We start from the raw sequence: 16,132 nt of genomic DNA, 5'->3' as shown, positions 1-16,132 counted from the left end.
AGAGCGAAACTTTCGCATCTATCTCTTGACGCTAAACAGAATAATGCGTTAAAATAAATAAATACTTCACCGCATTAGCAAACTAAAGTAAAATACCCATAAATAGGAAGTGTTCTTATGACCATTCAGATGTTCGAAAAGCCGCTTGGCATGCGTGATGATTTTCCGTTTATTGCCAAAAAGAAAGCGGAGCTGCGCGATAAAGGGACAAGAATCATGCAGCGGGCAGGCTATGATTTGCTGCAAACGCCGACGCTGGAATATTACGAAACGATCGGCAAGATTTCGGCCATTCCGGACAATGCCTTATTTAAATTACTCGACAGCCAAGGCGAAACGCTCGTGCTGCGTCCGGATATGACGTCTCCAATTGCGCGTGTTGCGGCATCGAAGCTGCTTAAGGAAAAAATGCCGGTCCGGCTGGGCTATTATTCGAATGTCTTCCGCGCACAAAAGCGCGAAGGCGGAAGGCCAGCTGAATTTGAACAAATGGGTGTGGAATTGATCGGAGACAACTCGCTGTATGCAGATGCGGAAGTGATCATTCTGGCTTCTACCATTTTGCGGGAACTGGAAGTGGAATCCGGTCGGGTCGTTATTGGGCATACGCAATTGCTGCAATTGATCTTGGAAGATTTCGGTTTGGATGCTGACCAGATCGAGGCAATCCGCGAAGCGCTCGTGTCGAAAAACAGCGTCCGCTTTGAAGGGTTGGCCGAAGAGTTGGCCATTGACATTGGAAAAATCGAATCGTTTAAAGCGCTAAACCGCACCAAAACCTTAGCGGACTGGCGGCAATGGGTAGATTTTTCAAATGCCGAACAAGCGTCGTTGTACGAAGAAATGCTGCGGCTAGAGAAAATCATCACCCGCAATGGATTAGCAGAAGCGGTTACGTACGATTTGTCGTTTATTAGCCACATGACCTATTACACAGGGCTGGTTTTTGAATTTTACGGAGCGGGCAGCGGATTTCCGCTCGGCAACGGCGGGCGCTATGACGGATTGATGAAGCAGTTCGGCTTGCATATCGGAGCAACCGGATTTGGCTTGCGGGTCGACCGGCTGCTAGAAGCCATTTCGCCAAACCGCGTAAAAGAAGCCAATACGCTCATTTTGTTTGATGAACTAACAGAAGAACAAGCGCATCAAGAAGCCGAAGAACTGCGGGCACAAGGCAAGCATGTGACGCTGCAATACGGACCGGCTGTGCAAGCGATAGATGAATTCAGTGCGTTGTTTACGGAAGTTATACGAATGGAAGGTGCCACCAATGGATGAATTGACGATTGCCATGCCGAAAGGGCGGATATTTGAAGAAGCTTACGAACTGCTGCTCAATGCAGGCTATGATTTGCCGAAAGAAATCGATGATTCTCGCAAGCTGATTGTCGAAGCGCCGAAAGAAAACATCCGTTTTATTTTGGCGAAGCCGATGGACGTTCCGGTATATGTTGAACATGGAGTAGCGGATATCGGAATTGCAGGCAAAGACGTTTTGCTTGAACTCAACCGTTCGGTGCACGAACTGCTCGACCTCGGCATCAGCCGCTGCTATATCGCGACAGCCGGATTGCCGAACACGGAAATGAACCCGGTGACGCCGCGCATTGCAACCAAGTACCCGGGCATCGCGTCGCGTTTTTACCGAGGCAAAGGCGAACAAGTGGAAATCATCGAATTGAACGGTTCGATTGAATTGGCGCCGATGATTGGACTCGCTGACCGCATCGTCGATATCGTCTCAACAGGAAAAACCTTAAAAGAAAATGGCCTCGTGGAATATGACAAAATCGTCGACATCACATCTCGCCTAATTGCCAATCCGGTCAGTTACCGCCTCAAGCAAGAGCGGATCCAGGAGCTTGTGGAAAAGCTTAGAAAGCAGGCAGCCGAATGAAACAACTCAAACTCGCTTCAGGCGTTTCCATCAGACGAACAATTGCCGAAGGAACCGAACAGCAAACGAAAGCCGTGAAAGAAATCATCGAAGCGGTGCGCCAAGAAGGCGACGCGGCATTAATCCGATTCGCCGAAAAATGGGACGGGGCAGCATTATCCAATTTGCGCGTTGCTCCAGAAGAAATTTCCGAAGCCCTGGAGCGGTTTAATCCGCAATTGCTGCAGGATTTAACGGAAGCGGCAGAAAATATCCGCACATATCACACTAGCCAACAGCAGCAAGGCTACAAACTCGAAAACAGCGACGGCTCCTATGTAGCCCAGCGCGTCGCGGCGATTGAATCGGCCGGCTTGTACGTGCCGGGCGGAACAGCGGCTTATCCATCGTCTGTTTTGATGAACGTCATCCCAGCGCAAGTGGCGGGCGTTTCCCGCATCGTGCTGATATCACCTCCCGATAAAGACGGCAAGCTATCAGACGGTGTGCTGGCCGCAGCGCATATTTTGGGAATTGATGAAGTGTACAAATCAGGAGGGGCGCAAGCGATTGCGGCGCTTGCTTACGGCACCGAATCAATCGCGCCGGTCGATAAAATTACGGGGCCGGGCAATATTTTCGTCGCTTTGGCGAAGCGGGAAGTAAACGGCGACGTTGCGATCGACATGATCGCCGGACCGAGTGAAATTGCCGTCATTGCCGACGACACGGCACATCCCGACGAAGTCGCAGCGGATTTGTTGTCGCAAGCAGAACACGACCCGATGGCAAGTGCGGTCTTGTTGACAACGAACACGCGTTTAGCGGAAGCCGTGTCCCGGGAAGTGGATAAGCAACTGGCGAGCTTGCCAAGGCAGTCGATTGCGCAAGCCGCGATTGAGGACTTTGGCATGATCTACATCGGCGAAACGCTTGAACAAGTGATTCAGGCAGCCAATCAATTAGCGCCGGAGCATTTGGAAATCATGACCGAAGATGCCGAAGCCGTTGCCGAACAAATCCTCCACGCCGGCGCGATTTTTATCGGCCGCTATTCGTCGGAGCCGGTCGGCGATTATTTTGCCGGCACGAACCACGTATTGCCGACAAACAGCACAGCGCGTTTTTCAAGTGCGTTGTCCGTTTATGATTTTGTCAAACGGACGAGCATCGTTTATTACAGTGAACAGCAGTGGCAAGAAAACAAAGACAAAATCGCCCGTTTGGCACGTTTGGAAGGCCTTGAAGGCCATGCGCGCGCCGTTGAATCCCGGTCGTGGAAAAAGGAGAGTACGTCATGAGAAAAGCCGAATTAAAGCGTGATACAAATGAAACGAAAATAGCGGTATCTTTTTCACTCGATGGAGAAGGAAACGCATCGATCGACACCGGTGTGCCGTTTATGGACCACATGCTCGACTTGTTCATCAAGCACGGGCTGTTTGACGGAGACATCAAAGCGGACGGCGATACGCACATCGACGACCACCACACGACAGAAGACATCGGCATCGTGCTCGGGCAAGCCGTGAAACAAGCGCTTGGTGATAAAAAAGGCATACGCCGCTATGGCAATGCGTTTGTGCCGATGGACGATGCGCTCGCCCAAGTAGTCATCGACTGCTCGAACCGGCCGCATCTGGAATTCCGCGGCGACATTCCAACTGCCAAAGTCGGCACGTTCGATACGGAGCTGGTCTATGAATTTTTATGGAAATTCGCGCTGGAGTCTCGCATGAACGTTCATGTCATCATTCATTACGGCAAAAATACGCACCACATCATTGAAGCAGTATTTAAAGCATTAGCGCGCGCGCTTGATGAAGCAACGAGCATTGACCCGCGGGTGAAAGGCGTACCGTCAACAAAGGGGCTGCTGACATGATTATCGGCATTATCGATTACGGCATGGGCAATTTGTTCAGCGTCGAACAAGCGCTGAAAAAACTGGATTGCACGGTGATTTTATCGGATGACCCGAAAATTCTGGGAAAAGCGGAAGGGATCTTATTGCCGGGAGTCGGGGCATTCCCAGATGCCATGGAATTATTGAACAAAAAGGGATTATCAGCATTTATCCAGTCGCTGCCGAAAAAAAACATTCCGCTGCTTGGCATTTGCCTTGGCATGCAGCTATTGTATGAAGACAGCACAGAAGTCAAACCAACAACAGGGCTGGGCTTGTTGCAAGGCCAGATCCGGCGCTTTGAAAAAGGCACAGACCGCATCCCGCACATGGGCTGGAACCGGCTCGAGTTTTCGCGCATGCCGTACTGGCTAACTGACGTTCAAAGCGATACGCATGTCTATTTTGTACATTCGTTTTTAGCGGTCAACACGGCGAAAGAAGAAGTATGGGCAACAGCGGAATACAGCGGAGCCAATGTGCCAGGAGTAGTCGGCGATGGCTGGATCACCGGCATGCAGTTCCATCCTGAAAAATCAGGGGATTTTGGCCATTATTTACTCGAGCAATGGATTGCGAACGTCAGGAGGAACCGAGATGAGCAAGTTTCAAATTTATCCCGCGATTGATTTGCGCGGCGGCAAATGTGTCCGCCTGTTTCAAGGCGACTATGCGCAGGAAACGGTGTACGGCGATTCGCCGTACGACATGGCGAAAAAGTTTGCAGACGCCGGAGCTGAGTGGATCCACATGGTCGACTTGGACGGCGCCAAAGACGGCGTGCGGATCAACGACCAATCGGTCATTCAAGCGGCGGCGCTTCCGGTCAACGTCCAAGTAGGCGGGGGTATCCGGACGCGCGAAGACATCGAACATTATTTGTCGAACGGGGTGAGCCGCGTCATCATTGGCAGCCTGGCAATACGCGAACCGGAGCTCGTCGTTTCGTTTATTGAGGAATTCGGCCCTGAGAAAATCGTTATCGGCATCGACGCGAAAGACGGCATGGCCGCAACCGAAGGCTGGATCGAAACGTCCGGCCAATCGGCGCAGGACGTCGCCAATTTCTTTGCGTCAAAAGGCGCTAAGCATTTTATTTATACCGATATCGCAACAGACGGCACACTCGCCGGGCCGAATATCGAAGCCAATGAACGACTGGCGGATTCTCCGGAAGCCGAAATTATTGTCTCCGGCGGCATCGGGTCGCTCGAGGATGTCCAAAACGTCAAACAAGCAGCCCAAAAAAGCAACATTGCCGGCGTCATTATCGGCAAAGCGCTGTACGAAAACCGCTTTACGCTAGAGGAGGCGCTGTCATGCTGACGAAACGGATCATTCCCTGCCTCGATGTCAAAGAAGGCCGCGTCGTCAAAGGCGTCAATTTCGTTTCGCTGCGCGATGCCGGAGACCCGGTGGAGCTGGCCCGGTTTTACGATAAGCAAGGAGCGGATGAGCTAGTCTTTTTGGATATTTCCGCCTCTCACGAAGGCAAAGAAACGATGGTCGAAGTCGTCAAAATCGTGGCATCCGAACTGTCGATTCCATTCACCGTCGGCGGCGGCATCCGGACGCTTGACGATATGAAACGCATGCTGCGCGCTGGCGCGGACAAAGTTTCCCTCAATACGGCGGCGCTTGACCGGCCAGAGCTGATCAAAGAAGGTGCGGACTTTTTCGGTTCGCAGTGCATTGTCGTCGCAATCGATGCGAAACGAAATGGCGATAGCTGGGACGTATATACCCATGGCGGACGCAATAAAACCGCGTGGGATGCCATCGAATGGGCGAAAAAAAGCGTGGAGCTTGGAGCCGGCGAATTGCTGGTGACGAGCATGGACAAAGACGGAGCGAAAAACGGCTTTGATTTGGCGTTGACCAAAGCAATACGGGATGCGGTTGAAGTTCCGGTCATTGCGAGCGGCGGCGCTGGTGCTCGCGAGCATTTTGATGAAGTGTTTAAACAAGTGGACGTTGATGCGGCGCTTGCCGCTTCCATCTTCCATTACAAAGAAACAAGCATCGCTGAAGTGAAGGATTATTTGCGGAAAGAAGGAGTGAACGTTCGATGACTGAAATCAAATTTGACCAAGAGGGCTTAGTGCCGGTTATTATCCAAAACGCCGAAACAAAAGAAGTGTTGACGCTTGCTTACGCCAACGAAGAAGCAGTTCAAAAAACGATGGACACAAATGAAACATGGCTGTATTCAAGAAGCCGAAGCGAGTTGTGGAACAAAGGCGCAACAAGCGGCAACACCCAGCAAGTGACAGCCGTCCGCTTGGATTGCGACGGCGATTCATTGATATACGAAGTGATTCCGAATGGCCCAGCTTGCCACACCGGCGAAACGAGCTGCTTCCACAATACCCTCCAAGGCACACCGAACGAATCCAAAGTGGACATGTTCACAGAACTAACCGAGCTGATCCGAAACCGTGAGGAAAACATGCCGGAAGGCGCGTATACGACGTATTTGTTTACCGAAGGCGTCGACAAGATCTGCAAGAAAGTCGGCGAAGAAGCGGCGGAAGTCATCATCGCAGCCAAAAACCGGGATCCAAAAGAATTGTCGATGGAAACCGCCGATTTGTTCTATCATGTGCTGGTTTTGCTGCAAGAACAAAAAGTCAGTTTGAATGACGTAATCGACGTATTAAAAGAGCGCCATGCAACGAAAACTACAAGTAAATAATAGGGAAATATGCTATAATAACAGTATATTTAAGTATAGGAGCGAACCTTTTCGTTCCTTTTACTTTTTCGGAGGCATATTTTGGAGAATAAAAAGAAAAAACTCAAAGAGAATGTCCTGTCATTCATTCCCACAGGCGAATACTATTACAAAAAAGCACTGAAAGAATTGCAGCGTGACCAATTTCCAAAAGCCCACAAGTACTTGCAGCGCGCTTCGGAATTAAGCCCAAAAGATCCGCTCATCCTCATGCATTACGGCATCGTGCTGATGGAAATGCAGGAATTCGAACAAGCGATGGACGTTTTGCGCGATGCCCACAGCATCGACCCGGAAGAGACGGATATTTTGTTTTTCTTAGCGGAAGTGCATGCGCATTTGGGTATGTTTTTGGATGCCCGCAAATATGCGAAAAAATACGTTGAACAAGATGTGAACGGCGAGTATGCCGCTGAAGCGCTGGAAATCATCGATTTTGCTGAACAGGAAGACTGGCAGCTGTTCGATGATGAAGGAGAAGCCCAAGACAGCGAGTATTTTTACCAGCAGGAAAAAGCGCGACGCTGGATGGAGCAAGGGAACTTCCCGGGTGCCATCAATTTGCTGGAAAAACTCATTGAAGAGAAACCTGATTTTTGGGGAGCGCATAACAATTTGGCGCTCGCTTACTTTTATATCGGGGAATCGGAAATGGCCAAAACGCTGCTACACGATGTCCTTAGACGGAATCCCGGGAATTTGCACGCATTATGCAATTTAGCGGTTTTCCATTATTATGAAAAAAACGAAGAACTTGAAGACGTTCTCGATTTACTGAAAAAAATCCGTCCGTATGTGTTTGAACACCGCTATAAATTAGGGGCGACATTTGCCCTCGTCGGCAAATACAAAGAAGCGTACCGCTGGCTGAGAAGTTTGCAAAAACGCGGATTTGACGGAGATCCGGCCTTTTATTTCTGGCTGTCTCATGCGGCTTATCACTCCGGGCACGAAGAAGTGGCCAAGCAAGCATGGAAACAGTTGACGAAAATGGATCCCGAAAAAGACGGCTATGAGCCGTGGTCGGAAAATGCGGTTATGCCGCATGCCGATGCCCTCGAACATGACCGCGATTATTTGGTGGAGAAATTGGATCATCCGCATAAAAGCGAGCGGCTATTCGGCTTGTTTTTGCTTGGTAAATCCTCTCATAAGCAAGAAATTATTTCCCATCCCCAATGGCTAAAAGCAGATCAGCCGACCGTGCTGGAAACGTATTTGCTCGGTTATGCGCTGGGCCACCCGTTCAAAGATTCCATTCTAGAAGAACGAGTGTTTATGCGGGCCATGGAAGCAACGGAAATTATGTATGCCAAAGAAGGCATGGTCACGCAGCAAGGATCGTACCTGTTCCAAATGTGGTTCATGATTTTTGACAAAGCGTTTGGCCGGCATTATGAATTCAAAAACCCGAATGCACTTGCAGCGGCAGCCGATTATATGTTTAATTCGTCGCGCGATCATTCCGTAACGAAAAAAGCGGTGGCAGAAGCTTACGGCGTATCCGCTGCCACGTTGACCAAATACGTCAATGAACTGATTCAATACTTGCCTCTTTTTGAATCATAAGCATAAAAGTTGATGAAGGTGCGAGAATCTTATACGATTTAGCTACTGGGAACTTAGGAGGTTCAATATGACTGAAGACATTAAAATCTATGACGTAATAATTATTGGAGCAGGGCCAGCGGGGATGACAGCCGCCGTTTACACTTCACGGGGCAACCTTTCCACGTTGATGCTGGAGCGCGGAATTCCGGGCGGCCAAATGGCGAATACGGAAGAAATCGAAAACTATCCGGGATTTGACCATATTCTTGGGCCGGACCTCTCCACAAAAATGTTTGAACACGCAAAAAAATTCGGAGCCGAGTACGCTTACGGCGACGTTAAAGAAATCATCGACGGCGAAGAATATAAAACGATCATCGCCGGATCAAAAGAATACAGAGCGCGTGCCATCATTATTACAACTGGCGCGGAATACAAAAAAATGGGCATCCCAGGCGAAAGCGAACTTGGCGGCCGTGGCGTCAGCTATTGCGCAGTTTGCGACGGAGCGTTCTTTAAACAGAAACAACTGGTTGTAGTCGGAGGCGGCGATTCAGCAGTTGAAGAAGGCGTCTACTTGACGCGTTTTGCAGACAAAGTGACGATCGTTCACCGCCGCGATGAATTGCGTGCTCAAAAAATCCTTCAAGACCGTGCATTTGCCAACGACAAAATCGATTTCATCTGGAGCAATACCGTGAAAGAAATCCACGATGAAAACGGCAAAGTTGGAAGCGTGACATTGATGTCGACAAAAGACGGCGCCGAAACCGAATTTAAAGCAGACGGCGTGTTTATCTACATCGGCATGCTGCCATTGACAAAACCGTTTGCGGATCTGGGCATTTTGAATGCAGAAGGCTATGTCGTAACCGATGAAACGATGGCAACGGCCGTTCCGGGGATTTTTGCAGCTGGCGACGTTAGAGACAAAATGCTCCGCCAGGTAGTAACAGCTACTGGAGACGGAAGCATTGCTGCTCAATCCGTTCAGCATTATGTTGAAGAATTAGCAGAAAAAATCAGCTTGAAAGCATAATTTTAACGCGTTCTTAACCGCTTTGTAACACCCTTGTCATGAATAGGGGGTATAGTAAGAATAGTAAATTGACCCCCTTTTTATAAAGAACTTTTGATAGACCGTTTTCCGGGTTTTCCGGAAAATGGTCTTTTTTTTGTTTTGGGAAAATAGGTGAAAGAGCTGTTACTGAGGGCCTAACAACTCGAAAACTATCTTTTCTTATAGGTATTTGCAAAAGTGTCTATAAGTTAGCGACCGTTCGTAAAGTGTTTTAACACATTTGCAAACGGTTTTTTTACCCTTTTCAACTGTTTTTATACTGTTCGTAAATGAAACACTTCTATCTTTTTTGTATGACTAAAAGAAGGCACTCAAATGGTTATGATATAATAGTTTGGAAATGAAAACTTAAAATTCTGATTATAAAAATTATTAAGCGGGAGGACTTAAATGGGCGGTACAGAAGTGCTTTACACTTTAAAAAAAGATCTTAACAACTATTCACCAGAACAACTGCGACATATTCCAGAAGAAGGTGTATGGTCTATTGGGCAAATGTATGACCACATAGTCCTCGTTGCGCATGAGTATCTCGATAATGTGGAAATTTGCGCTGCGGCAAATGAGGAACAACTTTTAGGAAAAACCCCGTTTGGTAAGGAATTATTTAAGAATAAGAGATTTCCGCCAATCAAAATCAAATTGCCAGACGAAATGAATTCTCCTCCAAATAATACAGACAGCAAGGAAGACCTTATTAACAGGATGGAAGGATTAATTCAGAGGCTGAGACGGCAGGAATCGGAAGTGGAGGCTATCTCCCCATATTATAAAGTTGAACATGGCGGGTTCGGCTGGCTGAATGCAAGAGAGTGGTTTGACTTAGTAGAGATGCATTCTCGTCACCATTTGCGCCAAAAAGAAGAGTTGGAAAGTTATCTAAGGAAGAATTTTTAGGTATTTAGAAAATTGTGATGTAACAAATATTTATTGGGAATGGGTTTTACCGTTCTTAACTTTAACGAATGGTTTAAAAGAGTCTTTAGTATGGGAGAAAGCAGAATTTACACTAAGGGAGGTTATTAGATGAAGTACTTATGCTTGGGTTACTTCAATAAGGAAAAGATGGATACATTGCCAAAGGAAGAAATTGGTGAAATCATGCGGGAATGTCAGCTTCCTCTCGAGGAATTGTTAAAAAGTGGCCATGTGCTGGTAGAGGCGGGCGTTGCACAAGAAGTGAAGAGCTTGCAAAGGGTGGAGGGGAAGATACAAGTCAGTAATAGCCATAGCCATTTAACTCAGCTGGAAAAAATGATTGGAAGTGCGTTCATATTAGAAGCTAGGAACATTGAAGAAGCAATTCAAGTGGCTTCTTTACACCCGACTGTGCAGGTCGCTCGTGGAGGACAGCTTGGTTGGGAAATTGAGATCCGCGCTATCGACTCTTTCTATATGAAGGAATAAAGGGATTGCAACTGTAATCCCTTAGTTAACTTTACTATTTTCATTTTTAATAGCCATCAACTAGCTAATTGGGCGTCTGTTTAGAGTTAGAATCCAAGAGAAATAAGTCGAAAATGAACGGCTAATAAATAAATGGAATTTTCTCTTTTAAAAATGGAGCCTTTGGTACTCGATTGGTTCAATTTCTCCGGCGCTCCAGTACTTTCTGAACCATTTCGAGCTTGGCGGCCCGCAATTTGCGCTCGTAGGGATCAGTCTCTGATTCAGGCTTGGCGAGATAGTCCGCATTGTACTTGATTTCCAGATGGAGGATAGACGTTGCCTCTCTGACAGCGTGGCGTTCTGACCTCTCCACTTCGACTTCAATCTTTGCCGCCTCGTATTCCACCGGATCTCGCCGAGCAATTTCCGAAAGAAGGACATTAACCGATCGCGTGTCCGGTATTTGTTCTTCTTGCAGCCGCTTTAACTTATTATACAATTTCTTGTTGCTGAACATTTTAATTCGAAATTTGTAGTATCTCACTCACATAGCCTCTCCTGTTTGTGGAATTTAACTTATTTTAACATTTAATTATATAGGATGAAACTATAGGGGGATAATGCCGTTTTCAGATTCTTTGTTTAGGCGCAGACATATGCGATATGAACTGCCACCGCTTACTCTCCAAATAAAACAGGCTAAACTAACCGATATGGCACAAGCAAGAATATCTCCCGAGTGAAATTACCTCAAGCAAATACGTCAATCTGTTCACAAGGCGCAGAGCAAACTATTGCGAGTGCTTTTCTTTTTTTGCATGACACGCCAGGATAGTTGTATAATGGAGAGAGTTTACAATAGATACGGAGTGTCGAATGTGCAGCGAATCGCGAATTTATTAGTTATCCAAAACAATCGAGTGTTATTGTTGAAAAAACCCCGGCGCGATTGGTATGTAGCTCCGGGCGGCAAGATGGAAGCCGGAGAATCTATTTACGAAGCGGCAATCCGGGAATTTACCGAAGAAACCAATGCAAAACCGCTAGGAACGCATTTAAAAGGGATATATACAATGGTCATCCAAGAAGAAGAGCAAGTAGTGGACGAATGGATGTTGTTTACATTTGTTGCTAACGGTCTGATCGGCACGCCTTTTGAAGAAACGCGCGAAGGGATACTCGAATGGCATCCGGTTGAAAGTTTGGCATTTTTGCCGATGGCAGAAGGCGATCGGACCAATTTGCAATTTGCAGTCCAGCAAAGAGGCATGCAATACGGCACGTTCCATTACACGACCGAGTTTGAATTATTAAAAGAAAATATTCAAATGTCAACGGAAGAGGTGAACCACTCTAATGGAAAATAACCACGATGAAACTGAATTGATTGTCATTACAGGGATGTCAGGAGCCGGCAAGACGGTGGCAATCCAAAGTTTCGAAGATTTAGGGTTTTTCACTATCGATAATTTGCCTCCAGCGTTGCTTGTCACGTTCATGAAACTGATGCGTGATTCCGGCAAGTCGATGAAGCGTGTTGCGGCAGTTATGGATTTGCGCGGCGGCGACTTTTTCGACAGTTTGGTCGATGCCATTGACGATTTATCGAAAGAACCGAAAATTTCCATCACCATTTTGTTTTTAGATGCTGACAACCAAACGCTTGTCAGCCGCTATAAAGAATCCCGGCGCTCACACCCCTTATCACCGGGCGGTTTGGTGCTTGGCGGCATCAAAAAAGAGCGGGATATGCTAGAAGATTTGCAAAACCGGGCGAAGTTCATTTACAACACATCCTCCATGACTCCGCGGCAGCTGAAAGAAAAAATCAGTGCAGACTTTTCTACGGAAACTAGCAATGTGTTCACGGTCAACGTGATTTCGTTTGGCTTTAAGCACGGCATGCCGATTGATGCGGATCTTGTTTTTGATGTTCGCTTTTTGCCCAATCCGTATTATATAGAAGAATTAAAACCGTTATCAGGCCTCGATGAACCGGTTTCCAGCTTTGTTCTCGAACGAATTGAAACGCAAACCTTAATCGAAAAATTAACCGATTTGCTCGAATACATGATTCCACTCTACAAAAAAGAAGGAAAAGCGCAGCTGGTTATTGCGTTTGGCTGCACAGGCGGCCAGCACCGATCTGTCACGCTCGCCGAGTATTACGGGAAATTGTTGGCGGACGACAACAAAACCATTATTTCACACCGGGATGTCAAAATAAGAAAGGGCTGAGTGCATGGAACCAATTTTGCACCGGAAGCGCATCGTCATAATTGGCGGCGGCACTGGGCTTTCGACTCTCTTAAGAGGGCTGAAAAAATTCCCGCTTGATTTGACGGCTATCGTCACTGTTGCGGACGACGGCGGTAGTTCTGGGCGTTTGCGCGATGATTTGGATATTCCGCCGCCGGGGGATATCCGCAACGTCATGGCGGCAATGTCGGATGCGGAGCCATTAGTAGAAGAAATGTTTCAATACCGATTTAAGGAATCGATCGATCTTGGCGGCCATTCGCTTGGCAATTTGATGCTGGCAGCGTTAACGGAAATTACCGGCGACTTTTCCCACGCAGTGCGTGAAATGAGCCGCGTGCTCAATGTCAACGGCACCGTTTTGCCTGCAGCCAACCAATTGGTGACGCTTTACGCAGAGCTTGAAGACGGAACGACCGTAAAAGGGGAATCGAAAATTCCCGCTTATTTGCAGCCGATCAAACGCGTCTTTTTGGAACCTCATGACGTTCAAACATTGCCGGCTACAGTTACCGCTATCCAAAATGCCGATGTCATTGTAATTGGTCCTGGATCTTTGTATACGAGCATCTTGCCAAATTTACTGGTAATTGATATTAAAAAAGCACTTGTTGCATCAAAAGCAAAAAAAATCTACATTTGCAATTTGATGACCCAAGCCGGCGAGACTTACCGCTATAAAGCATCTGACCATGTCAAAGCGCTTTACGACCACGTGGGAGAAGCGTTTTTAGACGACATCCTGATGGACAAAGCAGAAGTTCCGCCCAAAATTGCCGAACGCTACGAAAAGCAAAAATCGTGGCCTGTGGAATACGATGAAGAACGGCTGCGGAAAATGGGGCTAGGCATCTTTAAAGAAGACATTGCCAACGTCTTCGGGGAAGCTGTCCGGCACGAACCGATGAAAGTAGCAGAGTGGCTTTTTGAATATGCTGGAGGGCACACAAAAGAAGATTCAAAGCAAATGTATTTTTAGTGCTTGAAAGGAGGAACGCGCTTTGTCTTTCGCGTCAGAAACAAAAAAAGAAATGACCCAAATTGAAGTGGACGATTGCTGTGGGAAAGCTGAACTTTCCGCATTGATCCGGATGAATGGCACATTGTCGTTCTCCAACCGGCAATTGAGCTTGGACATCCAAACTGAAAATGCCGCCATCGCACGGCGCATCTATACTTTATTAAAGCGATTTTATCCGGTTTATCCGGTCGAATTGCTGGTCCGGAAAAAAATGCGTTTGAAAAAGAACAACGTTTATATTTGCCGAATCCGTGAAGGATCGAAACATATACTTGAAAACTTGTTTATCATTTCGGAAGGCTTTCAATTCCAGCACGAAATCGATAAAGAGCTGATCGAGAAAAATTGCTGCAAACGCGCTTATTTGCGCGGGGCATTCTTAGCAGGAGGCTCGGTCAACAATCCGGAAACGTCTTCTTACCATTTGGAGATTTATTCACTATACAAAGACCATGCAGAATCGCTCGTCGACTTGATGAACGAATTCCATTTGAACAGCAAAACCATCGAACGAAAAAAAGGGTTTGTCACCTATTTAAAAGAAGCGGAAAAAATTTCGGATTTCTTAAGCATTACCGGAGCGCATTCGGCGCTGCTGAAATTCGAAGATGTTCGGATCATCCGCGACATGCGCAACAGCGTAAACCGCTTAGTGAACTGCGAAACCGCTAATTTGAATAAAACCATCGACGCTGCGCTCCGCCAAGTGGAAAACATCCGGTTTATCGATAACGCAATCGGAATCGATCAATTGCCAGAACGGCTTCGCGAAATCGCGCGGCTGCGGGTTGAATTCCAAGACATCACGTTAAAAGAACTGGGCGAGATGGTATCGGCTGGAAATGTCAGTAAATCTGGTGTCAATCACCGCTTGCGGAAAATCGATGAAATTGCAGAGTCTTTGCGAAAAGGGGAAATGATCGGCCGGTAAATCCGCGCTGTTCTTTTATAAATCAAAATTTGGTGAGTTTCTGGAGGAGGATCAGCATGGTTGAAAAACAAGTGAAGGTTTTATTGAACACAGGGCTGCAAGCCAGGCAAGCGGCGTTGTTCGTACAAGAAGCGAACCGGTTTAACTCGGACGTCTATTTGGAAAAAGACAAAAAGAAAGTCAACGCCAAAAGCATCATGGGCATCATGAGCCTGGCAATCAGCAAAGGTACCAGCATCAGCATTTCGGCTGACGGTTCCGATGAAGAAAGAGCGGTAGAGTCTTTAACATCGCTTGTTGAAAAAGAAGCATAGTTTTACTTAATTAGTTCAATATTAAAAGGCTAGTTCAAGTTGGAAACTATACTTGTACTGGCCTTTATTTATGTTCTAATCTTGGAACATTTCAAGTGAGCTCTCTTCGAATGAAGCGGAAGGCTGCGCTCCAGCTTTCTTTATAGCATAAAAAAACTCACAGCCTAGCCGGCTGTGAGTTTTTATCTTATTAAACTGTTTCGTTTGGCAATTTGCTGCGAGTGATGATTTTGTCGATCAAACCGTATTCAAGTGCACGTTCAGCAGTCATAAAGTTATCGCGGTCTGTATCTTTCGAGATCACGTCTAACGGCTGGCCTGTACGTTCTGAAAGAATTTGGTTCAACTTCTCACGCAAGTGCAAAATGCGTTTCGCTGCGATTTCAATTTCAGTTGCCTGTCCTTGAGCGCCGCCTAGAGGCTGGTGAATCATTACTTCTGCGTTTGGAAGCGCATAGCGTTTGCCTTCAGTTCCTGCTGCAAGAAGGAATGCGCCCATTGAAGCGGCCATACCGATGCAGACCGTTTGAACGTCCGGACGGATAAATTGCATAACGTCGTAAATTGCCATACCGGCAGTGATGCTTCCGCCCGGGCTATTGATGTAAATGGAAATATCTTTTTCTGGATCTTCTGCTTCTAAGAAGAGAAGTTGAGCGACAATCGAATTGGAAACATTGTCATCGATTGCACTACCAAGCATGATGATGCGGTCTTTCAGCAAACGTGAATAAATATCATACGCGCGTTCGCCACGGCTTGTTTGTTCAATTACTGTAGGGATTAAGTTCATAGAAAATGTCCTCCTCGTATAAGTAATGAATAGCGTTGCTGAGATAGATCCCAGCTGTAACATTATCATACACATTTTGGTCAATGAAGGTCAAATATTATGATTTGAAAAAAGCGGGTTGCTTAATTTAAAAGTCTTTTGTATAATAGAAAAGTCGCTAATAGCGAAATAGTAATTTGCCCTCGTAGTGTAATGGATCACACGCAAGATTCCGGTTCTTGAAATGGGGGTTCGATTCCCTCCGAGGGTATTAAATGAAAAAGCCGATTCCACA

The 16,132-nt window shown here is 46.9% G+C and carries 19 protein-coding genes and 1 tRNA gene; 18 read left to right on the top strand and 2 right to left on the bottom strand.

Features of this window, described 5'->3' with window-relative positions:
• The first annotated feature begins 117 nt into the window (after positions 1-117).
• The 12 genes from ACRRQV_RS15985 (at position 118) to ACRRQV_RS15930 (ending at position 10,558) form a co-directional block, all read left to right on the top strand.
• Positions 118-1,281, top strand: a complete 1,164-nt coding sequence (locus ACRRQV_RS15985; protein WP_432532687.1) for an ATP phosphoribosyltransferase regulatory subunit — start codon at positions 118-120, stop codon at positions 1,279-1,281.
• On the top strand, positions 1,274-1,900 hold the full coding sequence (gene hisG, locus ACRRQV_RS15980; RefSeq protein WP_432532685.1) for an ATP phosphoribosyltransferase: 627 nt from the start codon (positions 1,274-1,276) through the stop codon (positions 1,898-1,900). Before ACRRQV_RS15985 ends, hisG begins: the two co-directional genes overlap by 8 nt.
• Positions 1,897-3,180: a histidinol dehydrogenase gene (hisD, locus tag ACRRQV_RS15975; protein ID WP_432532683.1), complete on the top strand. Its 1,284-nt coding sequence runs from the start codon at positions 1,897-1,899 to the stop codon at positions 3,178-3,180. Before hisG ends, hisD begins: the two co-directional genes overlap by 4 nt.
• Complete coding sequence (gene hisB / locus ACRRQV_RS15970) at positions 3,177-3,764, top strand: imidazoleglycerol-phosphate dehydratase HisB (RefSeq protein ID WP_432532681.1); 588 nt, start codon at positions 3,177-3,179, stop codon at positions 3,762-3,764. The genes hisD and hisB overlap by 4 nt, the downstream gene beginning before the upstream one ends.
• A complete protein-coding gene (hisH, locus tag ACRRQV_RS15965; protein ID WP_432532679.1) occupies positions 3,761-4,414 on the top strand; it encodes an imidazole glycerol phosphate synthase subunit HisH in 654 nt (217 codons plus the stop codon). Before hisB ends, hisH begins: the two co-directional genes overlap by 4 nt.
• Entirely contained in the window at positions 4,383-5,111 is a 729-nt protein-coding gene (gene hisA, locus ACRRQV_RS15960) for a 1-(5-phosphoribosyl)-5-[(5-phosphoribosylamino)methylideneamino]imidazole-4-carboxamide isomerase (RefSeq protein ID WP_432532677.1), read from the top strand. Before hisH ends, hisA begins: the two co-directional genes overlap by 32 nt.
• Complete coding sequence (hisF, locus tag ACRRQV_RS15955) at positions 5,105-5,857, top strand: imidazole glycerol phosphate synthase subunit HisF (protein WP_432532675.1); 753 nt, start codon at positions 5,105-5,107, stop codon at positions 5,855-5,857. Before hisA ends, hisF begins: the two co-directional genes overlap by 7 nt.
• Positions 5,854-6,480, top strand: coding sequence for a bifunctional phosphoribosyl-AMP cyclohydrolase/phosphoribosyl-ATP diphosphatase HisIE (hisIE, locus tag ACRRQV_RS15950; RefSeq protein WP_432532673.1), 627 nt, complete (start codon positions 5,854-5,856; stop codon positions 6,478-6,480). The genes hisF and hisIE overlap by 4 nt, the downstream gene beginning before the upstream one ends.
• A gap of 81 nt (positions 6,481-6,561) precedes the next feature.
• Positions 6,562-8,088, top strand: coding sequence for a tetratricopeptide repeat protein (locus tag ACRRQV_RS15945; RefSeq protein WP_432532671.1), 1,527 nt, complete (start codon positions 6,562-6,564; stop codon positions 8,086-8,088).
• Positions 8,089-8,155: 67 nt separating this feature from the next.
• Positions 8,156-9,109, top strand: coding sequence for a thioredoxin-disulfide reductase (gene trxB / locus ACRRQV_RS15940; protein WP_432532669.1), 954 nt, complete (start codon positions 8,156-8,158; stop codon positions 9,107-9,109).
• A 432-nt stretch (positions 9,110-9,541) separates the two neighbouring features.
• Entirely contained in the window at positions 9,542-10,048 is a 507-nt protein-coding gene (locus ACRRQV_RS15935; RefSeq protein WP_432532667.1) for a DinB family protein, read from the top strand.
• 129 nt (positions 10,049-10,177) lie between these two features.
• On the top strand, positions 10,178-10,558 hold the full coding sequence (locus ACRRQV_RS15930) for a YciI family protein (RefSeq protein ID WP_432532665.1): 381 nt from the start codon (positions 10,178-10,180) through the stop codon (positions 10,556-10,558).
• Between the two features lie 178 nt (positions 10,559-10,736).
• Here the strand turns inward: ACRRQV_RS15930 and ACRRQV_RS15925 are convergent, their stop codons facing one another.
• Positions 10,737-11,084, bottom strand: coding sequence for a hypothetical protein (locus tag ACRRQV_RS15925; protein ID WP_432532663.1), 348 nt, complete (start codon positions 11,082-11,084; stop codon positions 10,737-10,739).
• Between the two features lie 334 nt (positions 11,085-11,418).
• On the opposite strand from ACRRQV_RS15925, the gene ACRRQV_RS15920 reads away from it, so the two are divergent.
• The 5 genes from ACRRQV_RS15920 to ACRRQV_RS15900 are packed head-to-tail and all read left to right on the top strand — an operon-like array spanning position 11,419 to position 15,065.
• Positions 11,419-11,907: an NUDIX hydrolase gene (locus ACRRQV_RS15920; protein ID WP_432532875.1), complete on the top strand. Its 489-nt coding sequence runs from the start codon at positions 11,419-11,421 to the stop codon at positions 11,905-11,907.
• Positions 11,897-12,778, top strand: coding sequence for an RNase adapter RapZ (rapZ, locus tag ACRRQV_RS15915; RefSeq protein WP_432532661.1), 882 nt, complete (start codon positions 11,897-11,899; stop codon positions 12,776-12,778). Before ACRRQV_RS15920 ends, rapZ begins: the two co-directional genes overlap by 11 nt.
• Before the next feature lie 4 nt (positions 12,779-12,782).
• Entirely contained in the window at positions 12,783-13,778 is a 996-nt protein-coding gene (locus ACRRQV_RS15910; RefSeq protein WP_432532659.1) for a gluconeogenesis factor YvcK family protein, read from the top strand.
• Between the two features lie 22 nt (positions 13,779-13,800).
• Complete coding sequence (gene whiA, locus ACRRQV_RS15905) at positions 13,801-14,751, top strand: DNA-binding protein WhiA (RefSeq protein ID WP_432532657.1); 951 nt, start codon at positions 13,801-13,803, stop codon at positions 14,749-14,751.
• A gap of 56 nt (positions 14,752-14,807) precedes the next feature.
• The gene (locus ACRRQV_RS15900; protein ID WP_432532655.1) at positions 14,808-15,065 is read left to right on the top strand and encodes an HPr family phosphocarrier protein; all 258 of its coding nucleotides are present in this window, start codon (positions 14,808-14,810) and stop codon (positions 15,063-15,065) included.
• 190 nt (positions 15,066-15,255) lie between these two features.
• Here ACRRQV_RS15900 and clpP read toward each other — a convergent pair whose 3' ends face one another.
• Positions 15,256-15,858 carry an ATP-dependent Clp endopeptidase proteolytic subunit ClpP gene (clpP, locus tag ACRRQV_RS15895; RefSeq protein WP_432532653.1) on the bottom strand — a complete coding sequence of 201 codons (603 nt, stop codon included), beginning with the start codon at positions 15,856-15,858 and terminating at the stop codon, positions 15,256-15,258.
• 178 nt (positions 15,859-16,036) lie between these two features.
• Here clpP and ACRRQV_RS15890 point away from each other — a divergent pair.
• Positions 16,037-16,108: transfer RNA gene (locus ACRRQV_RS15890), tRNA-Arg, on the top strand.
• The last annotated feature ends 24 nt before the right edge of the window (positions 16,109-16,132 follow it).

Source organism: Planococcus sp. YIM B11945 (assembly GCF_050864155.1).
GTDB lineage: Bacteria > Bacillota > Bacilli > Bacillales_A > Planococcaceae > Planococcus.
Note: the sequence above shows the minus strand (reverse complement) of the source record. Positions and strands in the feature narration are given on the sequence as shown.

Coding starts and splice junctions, on each gene's coding strand:
- ACRRQV_RS15985 (WP_432532687.1), top strand. CDS start 118: ATGACCATTCAGATGTTCGAAAAGCCGCTTGGCATGCGTGATGATTTT.
- hisG (WP_432532685.1), top strand. CDS start 1,274: ATGGATGAATTGACGATTGCCATGCCGAAAGGGCGGATATTTGAAGAA.
- hisD (WP_432532683.1), top strand. CDS start 1,897: ATGAAACAACTCAAACTCGCTTCAGGCGTTTCCATCAGACGAACAATT.
- hisB (WP_432532681.1), top strand. CDS start 3,177: ATGAGAAAAGCCGAATTAAAGCGTGATACAAATGAAACGAAAATAGCG.
- hisH (WP_432532679.1), top strand. CDS start 3,761: ATGATTATCGGCATTATCGATTACGGCATGGGCAATTTGTTCAGCGTC.
- hisA (WP_432532677.1), top strand. CDS start 4,383: ATGAGCAAGTTTCAAATTTATCCCGCGATTGATTTGCGCGGCGGCAAA.
- hisF (WP_432532675.1), top strand. CDS start 5,105: ATGCTGACGAAACGGATCATTCCCTGCCTCGATGTCAAAGAAGGCCGC.
- hisIE (WP_432532673.1), top strand. CDS start 5,854: ATGACTGAAATCAAATTTGACCAAGAGGGCTTAGTGCCGGTTATTATC.
- trxB (WP_432532669.1), top strand. CDS start 8,156: ATGACTGAAGACATTAAAATCTATGACGTAATAATTATTGGAGCAGGG.
- ACRRQV_RS15935 (WP_432532667.1), top strand. CDS start 9,542: ATGGGCGGTACAGAAGTGCTTTACACTTTAAAAAAAGATCTTAACAAC.
- ACRRQV_RS15930 (WP_432532665.1), top strand. CDS start 10,178: ATGAAGTACTTATGCTTGGGTTACTTCAATAAGGAAAAGATGGATACA.
- rapZ (WP_432532661.1), top strand. CDS start 11,897: ATGGAAAATAACCACGATGAAACTGAATTGATTGTCATTACAGGGATG.
- ACRRQV_RS15910 (WP_432532659.1), top strand. CDS start 12,783: ATGGAACCAATTTTGCACCGGAAGCGCATCGTCATAATTGGCGGCGGC.
- ACRRQV_RS15900 (WP_432532655.1), top strand. CDS start 14,808: ATGGTTGAAAAACAAGTGAAGGTTTTATTGAACACAGGGCTGCAAGCC.
- clpP (WP_432532653.1), bottom strand. CDS start 15,858: ATGAACTTAATCCCTACAGTAATTGAACAAACAAGCCGTGGCGAACGC.